Consider the following 19,238-nt stretch of genomic DNA (forward strand, 5'->3'; position numbering starts at 1 on the left):
AAGACTAACCCACCCTACGAGCTACGAGACCTACACGTCCCCGTAGGCCGTCTCGACCGAGCGCGTGGCGCGGCCATAGCCCATGATCATGAAAAGCGCACCAATGATCGAGAGATTCTTCAGCGCGTCGACCAGCATCTTGGCGTTGTCAGGCGCCGGCTGATTCCAGAAATCGTAGAACAGGACGGTCGACACCACCATGTAGATGATCATCAGCATCGCAAAGAAGCGCGCACCGAAATTCAGCGCAATCATCAGCCCCGCAATAATCTCGAGCCCACCGAGCCCGATCGCCAGAAGCTGCGGTGTGGTCATCGCGGTCGCCGTCTCGACCTGCTTGGCGTAGGGCGCGATCACGTCAGGCACCACGACCTTGGTGGCGATGAAGTCAGCGGTCGCCTGGATGGCAAAGAACTTGGTCGCGCCCGTGTAGATGAACAGCACGGCGAACAGGATTCGCCCGAAAGTCACGAACGCTGGCATGGTCGGCCTCTTGGCTCAGGCTTTTTGAAATCGGCGTCTTGACGGGAACACCGAGCGATTATGAAGAGTCGTGCGGCGGTTTACAAACGGGGAAATGGCGAACTGTTTTGAAAAGATCGAGGTGCGGATGCGCCGGAGGTGCGCTCCCTCGCCCGCTTGCGGGGAGAGGGTTGGGGTGAGGGGGAGCCTCCGCGNNCGCGGAGGCTCCCCCTCACCCGGATCGCATCTTACGATGCGATCCGACCTCTCCCCGCAAGCGGGGCGAGGTGAAGAACCGCCGCCCTTACGTGAACAACGTCGGCTGCTGCCGGGCCGCGCGCTCCTGCGCTTCGACCACGGCGACCGCTGTCATGTTGAGGATGCCGCGCGCGGTGACCGAGGGGGTGAGGATGTGGGCGGGCCGCGCCGGGCCGATCAGGATCGGGCCGACGGGCAGCGCGTCCGCCAGCGACTTGATCATCTGATAGGCGACGTTGGCGGTGTCCAGCGTCGGCATGATCATGATGTTGGCCTCGCCCTCGAGCTTGGAGTGCGGCAGCACCATCTTTCGCGCCGCAGCCGAAAGCGCGGTGTCGCCCTGCATCTCGCCGTCGGCCTCGATCTCCGGATGCTTTTCCTTCAGCAACTGGGTCGCGCGGCGCATCTTGCGCGAGGAATCGGTGTCGTAGCTGCCGAAATCGGAGTGCGAGACGAAGGCGATCTTCGGCTTGATGTTGAAGCGCTGGACGTGGACCGCGGCGAGCGAGGCGATCTCGGCGAGCTCTTCGGCGCTCGGATTGGGCCGCACTTGCGTGTCGGCGATGAAGAACGCGCCCTTGCTGGTGATCAGCAGCGCCAGCGCGGCATAATCGCTAACGCCGGCCTGGAAGCCCACGATCTCGCGGACATGACGCAGATGATGCATGTAGCGGCCTTCGACGCCGCAGAGCATGGCGTCCGCCTCCCCGCGCATCACCGCCAGCGCCGCGATCACTGTGTTGTTGGTGCGCACCACCGTGCGTGCCGCATCCGGCGTCACGCCGCGACGGCCGGCGACCTCGACATAGGACTGCACGTAGGAACGGTAGCGCGGATCGTCTTCGGGATTGACGAGATCGAAATCCTTGCCGGCGCGGATCTGGAGGCCGAAGCGCTTGATGCGGGCTTCCACCACCGAGGGACGGCCGACCAGGATCGGCCGCGCCAGCTTCTCTTCCAGCACCACCTGCGTGGCACGCAGCACGCGCTCGTCCTCACCTTCGGCGTAGATCACACGCACCGGCTGGGTCTTGGCCTTGGCGAACATCGGCTTCATGACGAGGCCGGAGCGGAAGGCGAAGCGCTCGAGCAGCGCGGTGTATTCGTCGAAATTGGTGATCTGCCGCGTCGCGACGCCGGACTCCATCGCAGCCTTGGCCACAGCGGGCGCGATGCGCAGGATCAGCCGCGGGTCGAACGGGCTTGGGATCAGCGAGCCGGGGCCGAAGCCCTGCGTCTCGCCGGTGTCAAAGCCTTGCGCGACCGCATCCGACGGCGCCTCGCGCGCAAGCTGCGCGATGGCCTCGACGGCGGCGTGCTTCATCTCCTCGTTGATGGCGCTGGCACCGACATCGAGCGCGCCGCGGAAGATGAAGGGAAAGCACAGGACGTTGTTGACCTGGTTCGGGTAGTCGGAGCGGCCGGTGCAGATCATCGCGTCGGGACGCACCTTGCGCGCCTCTTCCGGCATGATCTCCGGGGTCGGATTGGCGAGCGCCATGATCAGCGGCTTGTCGCCCATCGCCTTGGCCATCTCGGGCTTGAGCACGCCCGGGGCCGACAGGCCGATGAAGATGTCGGCGCCGCCGATGACGTCGCCGAGCGTGCGCTTGTCGGTCTTCTGCGCATAGACCGCCTTCCAGCGGTCCATCGTGGTGTTGCGGCCCTCATGCACCAGGCCGTCGATGTCGCAGACCCAGATGTTCTTGCGCTGCGCGCCCATCGAGACCAGCAGATTGAGTGTCGCGATGGCGGCAGCCCCTGCCCCCGACGCCACGATCTTGACGTCCGAGAGCTTCTTGCCGTTCAAGCGCAGGCCATTGGTGATGGCGGCGGCGACGATGATCGCGGTGCCGTGCTGATCGTCATGAAAGACCGGGATCTTCATGCGCTCCTTCAGCTGCGCCTCGATCTCGAAACATTCCGGCCCGCGGATGTCTTCCAGATTGATGCCGCCGAAGGTCGGCTCGAGCGCCGCCACGGTCTCGACCACACGCTCGATGGTGTCGGCGGCGATCTCGATATCGAACACGTCGATGCCGGCGAATTTCTTGAACAGGACCGCCTTGCCTTCCATCACCGGCTTGGACGCCAGCGGGCCGATATTGCCGAGGCCCAGCACCGCGGTGCCGTTGGAGACCACGGCGACCAGATTGGCGCGGGCCGTCAGCGTGGCGGCCTCAGACGGGTTCTTGGCGATCTCGGTGCAGGCAGCGGCTACGCCCGGAGAATAGGCCAGCGCCAGGTCGCGCTGGTTGGCGAGCGGCTTGGTCGCCTGGATCTCGAGCTTTCCGGGGCGCGGCAGACGGTGATAGGCCAGTGCCGCTTGGTGGAGATCATCAGAATAGGACGACATGCGGTCTCTGCCTCGCGTTACCGGCCTCAAAATGCATCATCCGGAGCAGCCTTCCAAGCGGAGGGTATTTCCGGCTCATGGAAACGGGATGAAGCACGGCCGGCGCCCCGGTGGCAACATCCGATTGCGGCCCCATCAACAGGGCGCATGGTCAAATGTTTGACAGCGCTAGCTTTCCCTAGACCTCGCGACGTTTCCCGAATATGGCAGGTTGCGCAGTGCACAACGAGCAACTGGAGCTGGGAATGAAGCGGATTCTGATCGGCCTGATCGCAGTCGCCGTGCTTGCCGCGGGCGGATGGTTCGGCTTCAACCTCTACGCAAAGCATCGCGTCACCGCCGAGATCGAGACGGCCTTCGAGCAGATCCGCAAGCAAGGCGGCAAGGCCAGCCACGGCAAGATCGGGTTCGATCTGCCGAGCCGCACCCTCACGATCGAGGACATCGCCGTCGATCCCGGCCAGCAGTCGCAGATGCATATCAAGATTGGCAACGTCAGGGCGACCGGCGTGCGCCAAGGCGACGAGGGCCAGTTTTCTGCCGATACCATCGAGGTCTCGGGCATCGAGTGCGCGATCGACAGTACCGTCGGCCCGTCGCAGATGAAGGCCGGCTATAGAGTCGCGCAGGCCACGATACGGGATTACAGCGGGACGATCAGGGCCCGGGCCTTGCCGCCATCAAACGCCATCACCGATCTCTATCGCTTCGGTCTCGAACAGTTCAGCAGCGTCTCGGCGTCTTCAATTGAGGTGCCGACCGTTGCCGTCACCGTCGTCAGCAAGCCCGATACCGCCAAGCCGGAAGATGGGGATCTCACCTATTCGGGCCTGGTGATGAAAAATCTCAGGCACGGCAAGGTCGAGGCGACCAAGGCGGACCGGCTCACCTTCGCGTTCAAGAAGGTGCAGCCGGGCAAGCCCGGCCAGCTGACGGGAGAACTGTCGAACCTGACGATGAGCGATTTCGATGCCGCCGGCATGCTCGCTGCGTTCGATCCGCAAAAAGCGAATGACGACACCACCCATCAGCTCTACAGGCAGGTTTCGGCGGGACCTTATACGGTGACGTCCGGCGACGTTCGCCTCCAGGTCGACGGCTTCTCTATCGACGATATCGCGGTGCAGCCGTCGAAATTCCGGATGGCCGAGATGCTTGCCATGCTGCCCCAGGACCCGTCGGCGCCGCCAACGCCGGCTCAGGCGCGTGAGATGATGGAGAAACTCGCCGACTTCTATGAGGGCCTCCACATCGGCAAGATCGAGATCGGCAAGACCTCGATCACGACGCCGCAAGGAACAGGCAGCATCAATGTGGTCCGGTACAAGGACGGCGAATTCGCAGTCCAAGGCGTCGACACGCCGTCCCCGCAAGGGCAGTTCAAGATGGAGCGCTTCGCGCTGAAGTCATTCAGCACGACGAACCTGGTACGCTGGGCAGCAAGCCTCACCATGCCCGGGCGGACGCCCTCGCCGGATCAGATGTTTGGGCTTTTCGGCGTGCTCTCAGGTGCAGAGATCAAGGGCGTGACTGCGCCCTTCAAGACCACGAAGAAGCTCGTCACGGTCGACACGCTGAGCCTGGACTGGGGGCAGCTGGTCGGCTCGATCCCGAGCAAGGCGCATCTGGTGGCCAAACTTGTCACGCCCACCGATCCGTCCGATCCGAAGCAGCTTCCATTGATTGCCGCCGGCATCGACAAGCTCGCGATCGACCTCGATCTCGGGGCAGCCTGGACCGAGTCCTCCAACAGTTTCGCTCTGACGCTGGCAACCCTCGACATCGGAGGCATCGCAAAAGCGCAATTGCGTATCGCGCTCGACAATGTGCCACGCGAGCTGTTTTCGACCGACCCCGCTCAGCTTATGGGCCAGGCGGCCCGGATCGAGGCTGACACGCTCGAGTTCTCACTGCGCGACAATGGCGGCGTCGATCTCGTCGTGACGCAGTTCGCGCGCACGCAGAACGTCAGCCGCGACGCCGCACGCGGAGCCATCGTGGAGATGATCCGGGCGCAGGGCGAGAAGGTCGCGGCTTCCAATCTCGATGCGAAGGTAGTGGTCGATGCGATCGCAAGCTTCGTCGCGACCTCGGACCAGACGCTCACCATCAAGCTGACGCCGCTCGGCAAGATGCCGGTGCTTCAGCTCATGGATGCGCTGAACAGCGACCCGATCGTCGCGCTGGCGCAGTTCAGGATCGAGGCATCGACGGGGCTGTAGGGCGCAACTGCCGGTGATCCTCGTAGCCCGGATGGAGCGAAGCGCAATCCGGGACAATTCCGTCCGCGCGCGAGACCCCGGATTACGCTTCGCTCCATCCGGGCTACGTGACTAGCGAAAATCCCTCCTCGTCATTGCGAGCGCAGCGAAGCAATCCAGAGTCTTTCCGCGGAGGGATTCTGGATTGCTTCGCTGCGCTCGCAATGACGACGTTGAAAAACCTAACGTGATATCGGCCTGGCCGACTCGCGGAGAGTCCCCCTCACCCGGATCGCATCTTCGATGCGATCCGGCCTCTCTCCGCACGCGGGGAGAGGCGAAGCAAGATCACTTCTGCGGCAGGTTCACCCGCACATGCAGCTCGCGGAGCTGCTTGGGGGTGGCGTCCGACGGCGCGCCCATCAGCAGGTCCATGGCCTGCTGGTTCATCGGGAACAGCGAGATCTCGCGCAGATTGTTGGTGCCGCACAAGAGCATCACGATGCGGTCGACACCGGCGGCCATGCCGCCATGCGGCGGGGCGCCGTACTGGAAGGCGCGGTACATGCCGCCGAAGCGCTCGACCACTTCCTGCTCGCCATAGCCGGCGATCTCGAACGCCTTCACCATCGCTTCCGGCACGTGGTTGCGGATGCCGCCCGAGGCGATCTCATAGCCGTTGCAGGTGATGTCGTACTGAAACGCCTTGATGGTCAGCGGATCCTGGCCCTTCAATGCGTCGAGGCCGCCTTGCGGCATCGAGAACGGGTTGTGCGAGAAGTCGACCTTCTTGTCGTCCTCGTTGTACTCGTACATCGGGAAGTCGACGATCCAGGCGAGCTCGAACCGCTCCTTGTCGGTGAGGTTCAATTCCTCGCCGACCTTGTTGCGGGCCAGACCTGAAAACTTCCAGAACTTGTCGGGATCGCCGGCGACGAAGAAGGCGGCATCGCCCTCCTTGGTACCGATCTGCGCGCGGATTGCAGCGGTGCGCTCCGACCCGATGTTGTTCGCAAGCGGGCCGGCGCCCTCGCCGCCTTCGCGCCACATGATGTAGCCGAGGCCGGGCTGGCCCTCGCCCTGCGCCCACGAGTTCATGCGGTCGCAGAAGGCGCGGCTGCCGCCGCCCGCCGCCGGGATCGCCCAGACCTGGTTCTTGGGGTCTTCGAGCATGCGCGCGAACACCTTGAAGCCGGAGCCGCGGAAGTGCTCGGAGACGTCCTGCATCTCGATGGGGTTGCGCAGGTCCGGCTTGTCGCTGCCGTATTTGCGCAGCGCTTCGGCGAACGGAATCCGCCGCCAGTTCTTGCTCACCGGCTTGCCCTTGGCGAACTCCTCGAACACGCCGGTGATGACGGGCTCCATCGCCGCGAAGACGTCTTCCTGCGTCACAAAGCTCATCTCGACGTCGAGCTGGTAGAACTCGCCGGGCAGACGGTCGGCACGCGGGTCCTCGTCGCGGAAGCACGGCGCGATCTGGAAGTAGCGGTCGAAGCCCGACATCATCAAGAGCTGCTTGTACTGCTGCGGCGCCTGCGGCAGCGCGTAGAACTTGCCGGGATGGATGCGCGACGGCACCAGGAAGTCACGCGCGCCTTCCGGCGAGGACGCGGTCAGGATCGGCGTGTTGAACTCGAAGAAGCCCTGCCCCTCCATGCGCCGGCGCATCGACTTGATGATCTCGACGCGCGTCATGATGTTCTGATGCAGCTTTTCGCGGCGCAAATCGAGGAAGCGATACTTCAGGCGGATGTCCTCGGGATATTCCTGGTCGCCGAACACCGGCAGCGGCAGGTCGCCGGCCGGACCCAGCACCTCGATCTCGCTGACATAGATCTCGATCTTTCCGGTCGGCAGATCGTCATTGTCGGTGCCTTCGGGGCGGCGGCGGACCTTGCCGTCCATCTTGACCACGAATTCCGAGCGCAGCTTTTCGGCCTGCGAAAACGCCGGCGAGTCCGGGTCGACCACGCACTGGGTCAGGCCGTAATGGTCGCGCAAATCGATGAACAGCACGCCGCCATGGTCGCGCACGCGATGGACCCAGCCCGAGAGGCGGATGGTCTCGCCGATGTTGCTCTCGCGGAGCGCGCCGCATGTATGTGACCGGTAGCGATGCATGGTCGTCCCAAAATGATGTCGGAGGATCGAATCGGACGACTGAGCCAGCCGGTCCGACGTTGCGGCAGGGTTTACCCGACGAGACCGGGGGCGGCAACCGAGGGAACGGCCTGTTTTGGGGTCGGAAGCGCCCATTTTTGGCCAATCCAGGCCCGAGCCTTTGCCGATCAGCGTTCCAGCCCTATCTTGAGGCCATGACAGTCCATTTCCCGTTCCAGAACTCGTATTCGGCGCTGCCGGACAGCTTCTTTGCCCGCGTCGCGCCGACCCCCGTATCCGCACCCCGGCTGATCAAGCTCAACCGGCCGCTGGCGGTCCAGCTCGGGCTCGATCCGGACCTGCTGGAGACCCCGGAGGGCGCCGAGATCCTGGCCGGAAAGACGGTTCCCGCGGGAGCCGACCCCATCGCCATGGCCTATGCCGGCCACCAGTTCGGAAATTTCGTGCCCCAGCTCGGCGACGGAAGGGCGATCCTGCTCGGCGAGGTCATCGACAAGAGCGGCCTCCGCCGCGACATCCAGCTCAAGGGCTCGGGCCCCACCCCGTTCTCCCGCCGCGGCGACGGCCGCGCGGCGCTCGGGCCCGTGCTGCGTGAATACATCGTCAGCGAGGCGATGTTTGCGCTGGGCATCCCGACCACGCGCTCGCTCGCAGCCGTCATCACTGGAGAGCCCGTGATCCGCGAGACCGTGCTGCCCGGCGCGGTGCTGACGCGCGTCGCCTCGAGCCATATCCGGGTCGGCACCTTCCAGTTCTTCGCGGTCCGTCGCGACACCGACGCGATCCGCCGGCTCGCCGATCACGTCATCGCCCGCCACTATCCGGACCTGCTTCACGCCGAGCGGCCCTATCACGCCCTGCTCGCCGGTGTCGTGGCACGCCAGGCCGAGCTGGTCGCGCGCTGGCTGCTGGTCGGCTTCATCCACGGCGTGATGAACACCGACAATTCATCGATCTCGGGCGAGACCATTGATTACGGCCCCTGCGCCTTCATGGACGCCTACAATCCTGCGCAGGTGTTCTCGTCGATCGACGAGATGGGCCGCTACGCCTATGCCAACCAGCCGCGCATCGCGCTGTGGAATCTGACGCGGCTCGCCGAATGCCTGCTGCCGCTGTTCGGAGACGAGCAGGAGAAGGCGGTCGCGGAAGCGCAGGACATTCTCGGCGCCTTCTCTGAGACATTCAGCGCGGCCTATCAGGCGGGCCTGCGCAAGAAGGTCGGCCTGTTCACCGAGCGCGACGGCGATGAGGCCCTGATCCAGGATTTGCTCGACGCCATGGCCAAGAACCAGGCCGACTTCACCCTCACCTTCCGCAAGCTCGGCGATGCCGCAGGCGATCCGGCCGCCGACGATGCTCGCGCACAATTCATGGACCCCGCAGCCTTCGACGACTGGGCCAAGCGCTGGCACGAACGCACGGCTCTGGAGCCGCAGAGCGCCGCCGTGCGGCAAAGCGCGATGCACGCCGTCAATCCCGTCTTCATCCCGCGCAACCACCGCGTCGAGGCCGTGATCCAGGCTGCCGTGAATGACGACAATTACGCGCCGTTCGAGGAATTGGTGAAGGTGCTGGCGACGCCGTATCAGGACCAGCCGGAGTACGCCGCCTACGCCGATCCGCCGCTGCCGGATCAGCGGGTGTTGCAGACGTTTTGCGGGACGTGAGGCGGGCGCAGGCTCGCCGCTACCTATAATTGGTTCAACGGTGGATTTCGCTTTCGGCTAATCCACCATGCATATGCTCGCGCTGTGGACACGTCCGGTCCCCGGGAACCGCTGTCATCAAACTGAAACACACGCGCTCTAACGGCCTGTCAGGGCCGTCTTGCCGGAGGCGCCCATCCTCCAAAACCCTGACAAGCGCGCCATGCCTTTCAAATTCATCCACATCACCGACACGCATCTCGCGAACCCCGGGCTGAAGCTCTACGGCCTCGACCCGCGCGCGCGGCTGGATGCGGCGATTGCCGACATCAACAAGCACCAGTCGGACGCCGCCTTCGCGGTCGTGACCGGCGACCTCACCCATTGGGGCGAAGCGGAGTCCTACGCGAACTTCGCAGACGCGATGGCGGCGCTGAAAATGCCGTACATCGCCATGGTCGGCAATCACGACAAGCGCGTGGCCTGTCTCGACGGTCTGAAGGCCGCGCCGCGCGATCCCAACGGCTTTGTGCAGGGCACCCGCACCACCGAGCACGGCCTGTTCGTGTTCCTCGACACGCTGGACGAGACCAGTCACGCCGGCGAGATGTGCGCAAAACGCTTCGACTGGCTTTCGAAGACGCTCGCCGCGGCGCCCGCTGACACGCCGTTCGTCGTGTTCATGCACCATCCGCCGTTCCCGGTCGGCGTGCACGCGATGGACGAGATTGCACTGGCGCAGAGCGCGGAGTTCGCCGAGGTGATCGCGCCGTATCGTTCGCGCATCCGCCATCTCTTCTTCGGCCATGTGCACCGTCCGATCTTCGGCAGCTACGGCAAGATCCCGTTCTCGACGCTGCGCGGCACCAACCACCAGGTCTGGTTCGAGCTCGATGCCACCGCCACCGACCATCTGGCGAGCCACGAGCCGCCGGCTTACGGCGTCGTGCTGATCGACGATCAAAACCTCGTCGTGCACAGCCACGACTTCCTCGACACCAGTCTGCGCTTTCCCTTCGAGCCCCCCGCGGGCGTGGACGGCCGCGACTATGCGCTCAACTTCCCGGCGCGGTGACATGAGCCTCGCTGAACCCGCGGCTCTCCCGGTCGCGGCTGCGGTGCCGCCGCGCCTGCATATCGTGACGCGGTTCACCACCCGTTTCAAAGCTTCGCTGCCGGCCTATCTGCTGCTGCTGCCCTCGCTGGTCTTCCTCGCGCTGTTCACCTATGGCGCGATGGGGCGCGTGCTGATCGACGCGCTCTACCAGCGCGCCACGCCGAAGGCACCGCTGCGCTTCGTCGGCCTCGACAATATCACCGCGGTGCTGGCGGACCCCGCCTTCACCGGCGCTGTCATCAACAACCTCATCTACGCCATCGGTACCGCCGTCCCGAGCATCGGCCTCGCGCTGCTGTTTGCGCTGGCGTTGGCGCGCACCAACGTCGTGACCAGCGCGCTGCGCGCCGCGCTGTTCCTGCCGGTGCTGATCCCGATGGTCGCGGCCTCGGCGCTGTTTCTCTTCATCTTCCTGCCCAATGTCGGCCTGCTCGACTATTACATCGGCCGGCTGCTGCCGGTGGTGCCGAACTGGCTCGGCGATCCCGACATCGCGCTTTATGCGATCATGATCATCACGATCTGGAAGAACGCCGGCTACTACATGCTGTTCTTCCTCGCCGGCCTCCAGTCCGTGCCCGAGGACGTGATGGAAGCAGCCCACCTCGACGGCGCCGGGCCATTCACGCGCTTTCGCCACATCATCCTGCCGGAGCTCAAGCCCACCTTCCTGTTCGTCACCGTGATCGCCATCCTCAATGCCGTGACGCAGGTCGACCATGTCTTCGTCATGACCAAGGGCGGCCCGTCGAACGCCACCAATCTCGTGCTGTTCTACATCTACCAGCAGGCGGTCGAGCATTACGACATCGGCAAGGCCTCGGCGGCGACGCTGCTGACGCTTGCGGCCTTGATGGCCCTCACCGCGCTCTCGTTCCGCACCATGGCCAACCGCGAGGGCGGCGCATGAAGCTGATCGACCAGCTCTACAAGGATGCCCCGCTCGCCACCCGCAACGAGATCACGCCAAAGCTCGGCTTCGCGCTGACCCTGCTGCTCGCGCTCGCCTGGCTGATCCCGTTCCTGTGGATGGGCGTGGCAACGCTGCGCCCGGCCTCCGACGGCATCAATTTGATGGCCGAGCTGATGCCGAGCCTCAAACCCACGCTCGACAATATCAGGGATGCCTGGGAGATCGGCGATTTCCCGCGATACTTCCTCAACACCACGATCATCTGCACCGGCATTTTGCTCGTGCAGTTCGTCACGATCACGCTCGCAGGCTTCGCCTTTGCGCGGCTCGACTTCGCCGGCAAATCGCTGATCTTCTATCTCTTCCTCATGCAGCTCATGCTGGTGCCGGTGCTGCTGATCGTGCCGAATTTGCGGATCATCGCGCAGTTCGGCCTCTATGACACGCTTGCCGGCGTCATGATGCCGTTCTTCGCCTCGGCCTTCGGCACCTTCCTGATGCGCCAGGCGTTCGAGGCCATTCCGACCGAGCTGGAAGACGCCGCGCTGATCGATGGTGCCAGCCTGATCCAGCGCATACGCCACATCTACGTGCCGCTGTCGATCCCGAGCTTCTCGGCCTTCGCCATCATCTCCGTCACCAGCCACTGGAACGACTTCCTGTGGCCGCTGATGGTGATCAATTCGCCGGACAAGCGGCCGCTCACGGTTGGCCTCTCCGTCTTCACCGCGACCGCGGAAGGCACGCAGGCCTGGGGCACCATCGCCGCCGGCACGCTGATGGTGATCGCGCCGCTGCTCATCACCTTCCTCGTTTTCCAGAAGCGCTTCATCAGCTCTTTTGTCACCTCAGGCATCAAATAGGAGATTTCTCGATGCTGTTCTCCCGCAGGCTCATGCTCGGCCTCGCCATCGCAGGCACTTTCGCCAGTGCCATCGCCGTCCCGGCGATGGCCGAAGGTCCGACCGAGATCGACCTGTTCTTCCCCGTTCCCGTCGACGGCAAGCTCGCCCGCGACATGGGCACCTTGATCAAGGAGTTCAACGACGGTCATCCCGATATCAAGGCGACCGCCGTCTACACCGGCTCCTACGACGACACGCTGATCAAGACGCGCGCCTCGATCAAGGCCGGCAAGCCGCCGTCCGCCGTGATCATGTCGGCGAACTTCCTGCTCGACATGCAGATCGAGAACGAGCTCACCAATCTCGACAGCCTGATCGCCGCCGACGGCAGCACCAAGGACAAGTTCCTCGGCCAGTTCTTCCCGGCGCTGCAGGGCAACGCGGTGATCGACCGCTCGGTCTATGGCGTGCCCTTCCACAATTCGACGCCGTTGCTCTACATCAACGCCGACCAGGCCAAGGAAGCCGGCCTCGATCCGAACAAGCCGCCGCAGACCTGGGCCGAACTCACCGACTGGGCCAAGAAGCTGACCAAGCGCGAGGGCGACAAGGTCACGCGCTGGGGCATCGCGATCCCCTGCGCCTACGACTATTGCGGCTGGATGATGGAAACGCTCACCATGACCAATGGCGGGCGCTACTACAACGAGGAGTTCGGCGGCGAGGTCTATTACGACACGCCCTCGATGCTCGGCGCGCTGACCTGGTGGAGCGACCTCGTCAACAAGCACAAGGTCCACGCCCCCGGCGCCACGCCTGGACCTGCCGTCAGCACCTCCTTCATCTCCGGCAACGCCGCGATGATGATGCTGTCGACGGGCTCGCTGACCTATGTGCGCGAGAACGCCAAGTTCAACTACAAGGTCGCCTTCATCCCGCGCAACGTCCGCAACGCCGTGCCGATCGGCGGCGCATCGCTGATCATTCCGGCCGGCGTCGAAGCCGACAAGCAGAAGGCCGCCTGGACGCTGATCAAGTGGATGACCTCGCCCGAGAAGAGCGCCTGGTGGAGCCGCGCCACCGGCTACTTCGCGCCCAACATGGCCGCCTACAAGACGCCTGACATGGTCGACTTCCTCAACAAGAACCCGGACGCCAAGACCGCCGTCGAGCAGCTCGACGTCGCAAAACCCTGGTTTGCGACCTACAAGACCGTGCCGGTGCGCAAGACGCTGGAGGACGAGGTGATGCTGGTCCTCAACGGCAAGAAGCAGCCGAAGGAAGCCCTCGTCGCCGCCCAGAAGGCCGCCGACGAGACGCTCAAGCCGTACAATGCGGAGACGTCGCTGAAGCTGCCCTGAGCGCTGGCGAACTAGATCAGAAAGCTTCGGCGTCCCGTCATGCGGGGCGCCGAAGTCGTTTCGGTGGCCGCCGCGCCGGGTCAGTAGAGTTTTGTGCCGTTGCTCTTCACAACCGTCACATCATGGCCCTTGGCGGTCATGCACTGCTTGTAGACTGCCCCCTGCGCGTACGTTGCCTTGCGCGCCGAGAAGATTGCCTCTGTAGTGCCCGCTTCAGCAAGGCAGGCAGCCCGAGCGCTCGCGTAACCTTTGCCCGCAGCAAGTGCCGACGAACCAGTGCAGCCGATTGCAGCCAGGATCAACACGATCGAAATCAACTTCTTCTTCATTTCCATCCCCTGAATCAAAACGCGCGCAAAGCTATTCGTTCAATCAACGCGTGTAAAGACGACGCGGGCGATAAGGTCGTGGTCAATCAATCCCCGTCGGGACTGCCCGAAGGCCTCGTCTAGCTGCGCTTCCCGTCGAGCCTGAAGACCATCTGGGCTCAGATCGTCACGACGATCTTGCCGAACTGCTCGCTCGACTCCAGGAAGCGATGTGCTTCGACAATGTCCTCGAACCGAAACGTTCGGGCGATGATCGGCTGCAACGCGCCGTCCGCCAACCCGTCGAGGATGAAAGCCTTGGCCCGCGCGAGCCGTTCGGAATCGCGGGTGATCTCGTGCACGAGGTAGCCGCGCAAGATCAGGCTCTTGGTCAGCACGCTTAAGAGCGGAAACGGCGTCGGCTCGGGGCTCAACCCGCCATATTCGATCAAAATGCCGCCCGGCGACATCGACGCCGTCAGCGGCTCGAACGCGGGTCCACCGACCGCGTCGAAGACCACATGGACACCGTTTGGTCCGGCGATCTCTTCCAGTCGCGCGAGGATGTCCTCTTCATCCGAGACAACGACGTGAGCCGCGCCGGCATCGAGCAGCGCGCGCCGCTTGGCCGAGTTCCGTGTCAGCGCAATTGGGATAGCGCCGATCCGGTTGGCGATCTGAATGGCCGCGAGCCCAACGCTGCTCGATGCCGCCGTGATGATGACGACGTCACCTCGTCCAAGGCCAGCGATGTCGATCAGCGCGCCGTAGGCCGTGAGATATTGCATCCACACCGCAGCCGCCGTCTCGAAGCCAAGCTCTGGCGGATTCTTCACGACGAGCTCGGCGGGAAACGTCGCGAGCTCGGCATAGGCCGGCCATCGCACCATCGACAGCGGCGGCACGATGGTGACGGCATCGCCCGGCACGAAGCCGGCGACATCCTCTCCGACAGCCTCGACGATGCCCGACGCCTCCAGCCCAAGGCCGGACGGAAACGTCGCGGTCTCGATATAGGTCCCCCTCCGCAACAGGGCCTCCGCACGGTTGAGGCCGAGCGCCTTGACCCGGATCTGCACCTCTCCGCGTCCCGGCGGCGCGACGTCGACAGTCTCGATATGCAGCACTTCGGGGCCGCCATGCCGGTGAAAGCGAACGATTCGCGCCATGGGATCCACTCCAAAACAATTGAACTGAATGGAGCTATGCCGCGCGTTGGGAAGCGGATAAATCGCAGAACGAAGCGAACAGTCGAAACCAGGAGTTTTCAATCATGGACCGCCTGACCAGCATGGCCGTGTTCGTCAAGGCGGTCGATCTTGGCTCGTTCGCGGCCGCGGCCGACGCCTTCGAGATGTCCGGGCCGATGGTCGGCAAGCATGTGCGCTTCCTCGAAGAGCGCCTTGGTGTCCGCCTCCTCAACCGCACCACACGCCGCCAGAGCCTGACTGACGCAGGGCAAGCCTATTACGAACGCTGCCGCGCCGTGCTCAGCGAAGCCGAGGCCGCCGACGCCGTCGTCGCCGACGAACTCTCCGAGCCGCGCGGCCGGCTGCGCGTGACCATGCCCGCCCTGCTCGGACGGCACTGCATCGCTCCCTTGCTGATGAAGCTCGCGCGCAAATATCCGCATCTCGAGCTCGATCTTTCATTCGGCGACCCGATCGCCGACATCATCGAGGCCGGCTACGATCTTGCGATCCGGACCGGCGATCTCGACGACCAGTCCGGCCTGATCACGCGGCGCATCGCGAGCCAGCGCATGGTGGTGTGCGGCGCGCGCTCGTATCTGCGCGCCAGCGGCAAGCCGAAAACGCTCGACGATCTCGCCGCGCATCAGGCGATCATCTATCGCCGCTCCGGGCGCGTCCGACCTTGGCTATTCCCGCAAGCGGGCCAGCCTCCGCGAGAGATCATGCCTTCAGGCAGGCTGAGGCTCGATGATCTGGAGGCGATCGCCGATGCCGCCGCGCAGGGCATGGGTCTGGCCTGGCTGCCCTACTGGCTGGCCCGCGACCGACTCGACGCCGGCGCGCTGGTCGGCCTCTTCCGCGGACAACCAGAATTCCTGTACGACTGCCACGCGCTGTGGCCACGCTCGCCCCGCTTGCCACCAAAGGTTCGCGCCGCTGTGGATACCTTGGCCGCGGCCCTGCCGAAGCTCATGACGTGACGGTGGGCCCCTGCACCGTTAACCCCCCGTCCACCATCCGGGTCGACCCGCCGGCGGTAACCATTTGAATTAACAGACCCTCAACGCGCAGCCGACAAATCTAACGGTGTTTCTGGAGATTTCCGCCGTGGATTTGCTGGTTTTCGAGTTCCTGGGGCTGGCGCTGGTTGGCATGTGCCTGATCGTCGTGGCGGTGCCCCGCGCCCGCAAATCCTCGCACCGGATCCGCTACGAATAGGAATTTCGGCGGAAAAGAGCGATTCCAGTCCGAATGCAAGGCTCGAATTCGCTTAGAGCCCCTTGACATCACAGCGCTTTCGGCAGAACGGCTGATACCAAGTGTCATGGGCCGTTCATGGATTTGATTACCACCACCGCTGACCTCGCGGCTGCCTGCAGCCGGCTGGCCAAGCACCCCGTCATTACCGTCGATACCGAGTTCCTGCGCGAGACCACCTATTACCCGCTGTTGTGCGTGGTGCAGATGGCCAGCCCCGAGGAAGCGATCGTCATCGACACCCTGGCCGAGGGCATCGACCTCAAGCCGTTCTTCGAGCTGATGGCCAATGAGAGCGTGCTGAAGGTGTTTCACGCCGCGCGCCAGGACATCGAGATCATCTGGCACCAGGCCAACATCATCCCGCATCCGGTGTTCGACACCCAGGTCGCGGCGATGGTGCTCGGCTATGGCGACAGCATCGCCTATGATGCCCTGGTCGAGAAGGTCACCGGCCACCGCCCGGACAAGACCCATCGCTTCACCGACTGGTCGCGCCGGCCGCTGACCAAGGAGCAGATGCATTACGCGGTCTCCGACGTCACGCACTTACGCGACGTCTTCGCCGCGCTCGACGCCGATTTGAAGAAGCGCCGCCGGAGCGAATGGGTCTCCATCGAGATGGAGGTCCTGACCTCGCCCAAGACTTACGACTTCCATCCCGAGCGTGCCTGGGAACGGCTGAAGACGCGGGTGCGCAAGCCGAAGGACCTTGCCGTACTGATGGAGGTCGCCGCCTGGCGCGAGCAGGAGGCCCAGAGCCGCGACGTGCCGCGCGGCCGCGTGCTGCGCGACGAAGCCATCAGCGACATCGCCACCCACGCGCCGAACACGCTGGAGAAGCTTGCCCATCTGCGCTCGGTGCCGAAGGGTTTTGAGAAGTCCAAATGGGGCGCGGACATCGTCGCCGCGGTCGAGCGCGGGCTGGCGCGGGACCATTCCACGCTGCCGAAGCTGGAGAAGCCGCGCAACAACAACAATGGTGCTGCGACCGTCGAGCTGTTGAAGGTGCTGCTGCGCATGACCGCCGAGCGCCATGCCGTGGCAAGCAAGGTGATCGCGACCGTCGATGATCTCGAGGAGATCGCAGCCGATGACGAGGCCGACGTGCCGGCGCTCCGCGGCTGGCGCCGCGAGCTGTTCGGCGACAACGCGCTGAAGCTGAAGCGCGGCGAGCTGGCGCTGGCGATCGAGAAGGGTCGCGTGATCGGGGTTCAGCGGGTCGAGGCGGTTAGCTCCCGAACCGCCGACGCGAAATAGCCGTTAGCCCGTCAGGTGCGAGGCGTGCGGTGCAAAGCACCGCGCGGGGAGCCTCGAAGGATGAACGCCCCCGTTCCTGCCATCTGGGCCGTCGCCCTTCGAGGCTCGCCGAAGAGGCGAGCACCTCCAGCGACAACGGCTTCGCCGTTGCGCGGGGGTGACGGTGATAGACTGAACGCTCGGGCTAGGCGCTCCCTTACGCCGGCGTCAGCTTCGCCACTTCCGGCTTCATGTCGTTCAACACCCCAGTGATCGCAGCGATCAGCTCGTCGATCTGGGTCTTGGTGACGATCAGTGGCGGGCAGATGGCGATGGCGTCCAGCATGTTGCGCGAGATCACTCCGCGCTCCTGCAGCATGCGGCTCGCCATGCCGCCGACGGCGCCAGGCGTCGCGGCTGCGGTCTTGCGGCCCTTGTCGAGCACGAGCTCGAGCGCTGCGATCATGCCGACGCCGCGGACCTCGCCGACCAGCGGATGGCTGGTGAGCTCGCGCAGCTTGCCCTGCATGTAGCCGCCGAGCTCGGCGGCATGCGCGACCAGGCCGCGCTCCTCGATGATCTTGAGGTTTTCCAGCGCAATCGCCGAGCCGACCGGATGGCCGCCCGCGGTGAAGCCGTGGCCGAGCACGCCGATCTTGTTGCTCTCGTCTGCGATCGGCTCGAACATGCGGTCGTTCATGATGATCGCCGAAAGCGGGAAGTAGCTCGAGGTGATCTGCTTGGAAACCACGATCGCATCCGGCTTGATGCCGTAGGTTTCGCAGCCGAACATCTTGCCGGTGCGGCCGAAGCCGCAGATCACCTCGTCGGCAATCAGCAGGATGTCGTACTTCGTCAAAACCTTCTGGATCTTGTCCCAATAGGTTGCCGGCGGCACGATCACGCCGCCCGCCCCCATCACCGGCTCGCCGAAGAAGGCCGCGATCGTATCAGGCCCTTCCTTCTGGATCAGCGCATCGAGCTCCTCGGCCCGGCGCGTGGCGAAGGCTTCCTCGCTCTCGCCGGGCGCGCCGTCCTTGTAGAAATGCGGCGAGCCCGTGTGCAGGATGTTCGGCAGCGGCAGATCGAACGAACGGTGGTTGTTGGGCAGGCCCGTGAGGCTCGCCGAGGCAATGGTGACGCCGTGATAGGCGCGCATGCGGCTGATGATCTTCTTGCGCTGGGGCTGACCGAGCGAATTCGAACGATAGGCGATCAGCTTCAGGACGGTGTCGTTCGCCTCCGAGCCGGAATTGGTGAAGAACACCTTGCTCATCGGCACCGGCGCGAGCGCGACCAGCTTCTCGGCGAGGTCGATCGAGGGCCCGTGCGATTTGGCCGAGAAGGTGTGATAGAACGGCAGCGCCAGCATCTGCTTGTGCGCGGCCTCGACCAGCCGCTTCTCGTTGAAGCCGAGCCCGACGCTCCACAAGCCCGCCATCGCCTCGAAATAGCGCTTGCCCGACGCATCGAACACGTAGGGCCCCTCGCCGCGCTCGATTACCAGGGGACCTGCCTGCTGATGTGCGCGCGCATTGGTGTAGGCGTGGAGCTGGTAGGCCACATCCCGGGCTTCTTGCGAATTGGGCAGCATGGACATTTGCGGGATTCCTTACGTCATCACTTGGCCGGCGCGGCCAGCATCATCACTTGATTGTCAGGTTACTTGGCTATTGCGACGGGTCGAAACTTGCAACGTCAATTCGTCGGCAGCAAGCGCTCAGCAGCGATGCACAAAGCCGCACACAAGACAGCGCTCAGGCCGCGCCGTCGTCATTTCCCGCGTTGTCGGCCGCGGCTTCCCGCACCTCGACCAGCGCCATCGACAGCAGATAGACGGTCGTGGACAATCCTACCCGGCGCGCCGTCTCGACGGCACGCGACAGGTCGCTGGCCAGCTCCTTGAGCTCGTCCTCCCGAGACAATGTCCCACCCATCCATCCGCCGATCGCGTCTTT

General features: G+C 64.4%; 15 protein-coding genes. 8 read left to right on the forward strand and 7 right to left on the reverse strand.

Translation table 11 applies throughout. The features are described 5' to 3' along the window. Positions 1-30 precede the first annotated feature (30 nt). Together FXB40_RS12740 and FXB40_RS12745 are read right to left on the reverse strand one after the other, a co-directional pair. Positions 31-483: a DoxX family protein gene (locus FXB40_RS12740; protein WP_148772539.1), complete on the reverse strand. Its 453-nt coding sequence runs from the start codon at positions 481-483 to the stop codon at positions 31-33. Positions 484-766: 283 nt separating this feature from the next. Then, positions 767-3,076: an NADP-dependent malic enzyme gene (locus tag FXB40_RS12745; protein ID WP_148772540.1), complete on the reverse strand. Its 2,310-nt coding sequence runs from the start codon at positions 3,074-3,076 to the stop codon at positions 767-769. A gap of 245 nt (positions 3,077-3,321) precedes the next feature. On the opposite strand from FXB40_RS12745, the gene FXB40_RS12750 reads away from it, so the two are divergent. After that, positions 3,322-5,298 (forward strand): hypothetical protein, encoded by a 1,977-nt coding sequence (locus tag FXB40_RS12750; RefSeq protein WP_148772541.1) that lies wholly within the window; start codon positions 3,322-3,324, stop codon positions 5,296-5,298. A 327-nt stretch (positions 5,299-5,625) separates the two neighbouring features. On the opposite strand, the gene aspS is transcribed toward FXB40_RS12750, so the two are convergent. Further along, the gene (gene aspS / locus FXB40_RS12760; protein WP_148772543.1) at positions 5,626-7,398 is read right to left on the reverse strand and encodes an aspartate--tRNA ligase; all 1,773 of its coding nucleotides are present in this window, start codon (positions 7,396-7,398) and stop codon (positions 5,626-5,628) included. Positions 7,399-7,592: 194 nt separating this feature from the next. Between aspS and FXB40_RS12765 the strand changes: the two genes are divergently transcribed. The 5 genes from FXB40_RS12765 to FXB40_RS12785 all read left to right on the forward strand — a co-directional run bounded on the left by FXB40_RS12765 (position 7,593) and on the right by FXB40_RS12785 (position 13,283). Further along, on the forward strand, positions 7,593-9,068 hold the full coding sequence (locus tag FXB40_RS12765) for a protein adenylyltransferase SelO (protein WP_148772544.1): 1,476 nt from the start codon (positions 7,593-7,595) through the stop codon (positions 9,066-9,068). Positions 9,069-9,270: 202 nt separating this feature from the next. Next, positions 9,271-10,122 (forward strand): phosphodiesterase, encoded by an 852-nt coding sequence (locus FXB40_RS12770; RefSeq protein WP_148772545.1) that lies wholly within the window; start codon positions 9,271-9,273, stop codon positions 10,120-10,122. A 1-nt stretch (position 10,123) separates the two neighbouring features. Next, on the forward strand, positions 10,124-11,074 hold the full coding sequence (locus FXB40_RS12775) for a carbohydrate ABC transporter permease (RefSeq protein ID WP_187436848.1): 951 nt from the start codon (positions 10,124-10,126) through the stop codon (positions 11,072-11,074). Then, positions 11,071-11,940, forward strand: coding sequence for a carbohydrate ABC transporter permease (locus FXB40_RS12780; RefSeq protein WP_148772547.1), 870 nt, complete (start codon positions 11,071-11,073; stop codon positions 11,938-11,940). The genes FXB40_RS12775 and FXB40_RS12780 overlap by 4 nt, the downstream gene beginning before the upstream one ends. An 11-nt stretch (positions 11,941-11,951) precedes the next feature. Then, positions 11,952-13,283: an ABC transporter substrate-binding protein gene (locus FXB40_RS12785; protein ID WP_148772548.1), complete on the forward strand. Its 1,332-nt coding sequence runs from the start codon at positions 11,952-11,954 to the stop codon at positions 13,281-13,283. Between the two features lie 80 nt (positions 13,284-13,363). On the opposite strand, the gene FXB40_RS12790 is transcribed toward FXB40_RS12785, so the two are convergent. After that, positions 13,364-13,612, reverse strand: coding sequence for a hypothetical protein (locus FXB40_RS12790; protein WP_148772549.1), 249 nt, complete (start codon positions 13,610-13,612; stop codon positions 13,364-13,366). Positions 13,613-13,770: 158 nt separating this feature from the next. After that, the gene (locus FXB40_RS12795; RefSeq protein ID WP_148772550.1) at positions 13,771-14,760 is read right to left on the reverse strand and encodes a zinc-dependent alcohol dehydrogenase family protein; all 990 of its coding nucleotides are present in this window, start codon (positions 14,758-14,760) and stop codon (positions 13,771-13,773) included. Between the two features lie 104 nt (positions 14,761-14,864). Between FXB40_RS12795 and FXB40_RS12800 the strand changes: the two genes are divergently transcribed. After that, the gene (locus FXB40_RS12800) at positions 14,865-15,764 is read left to right on the forward strand and encodes a LysR family transcriptional regulator (protein WP_148772551.1); all 900 of its coding nucleotides are present in this window, start codon (positions 14,865-14,867) and stop codon (positions 15,762-15,764) included. Between the two features lie 355 nt (positions 15,765-16,119). After that, positions 16,120-17,301 (forward strand): ribonuclease D, encoded by a 1,182-nt coding sequence (rnd, locus tag FXB40_RS12805; RefSeq protein ID WP_148772552.1) that lies wholly within the window; start codon positions 16,120-16,122, stop codon positions 17,299-17,301. Positions 17,302-17,497: 196 nt separating this feature from the next. Here rnd and FXB40_RS12810 read toward each other — a convergent pair whose 3' ends face one another. Together FXB40_RS12810 and FXB40_RS12815 are read right to left on the reverse strand one after the other, a co-directional pair. Next, on the reverse strand, positions 17,498-18,880 hold the full coding sequence (locus FXB40_RS12810) for an aspartate aminotransferase family protein (RefSeq protein ID WP_148772553.1): 1,383 nt from the start codon (positions 18,878-18,880) through the stop codon (positions 17,498-17,500). Between the two features lie 157 nt (positions 18,881-19,037). Beyond that, on the reverse strand, positions 19,038-19,217 hold the full coding sequence (locus tag FXB40_RS12815) for a hypothetical protein (protein WP_148772554.1): 180 nt from the start codon (positions 19,215-19,217) through the stop codon (positions 19,038-19,040). Between the last annotated feature and the right edge of the window lie 21 nt (positions 19,218-19,238).

The organism is Bradyrhizobium rifense (assembly GCF_008123425.1).
Classification (GTDB): domain Bacteria; phylum Pseudomonadota; class Alphaproteobacteria; order Rhizobiales; family Xanthobacteraceae; genus Bradyrhizobium; species Bradyrhizobium rifense.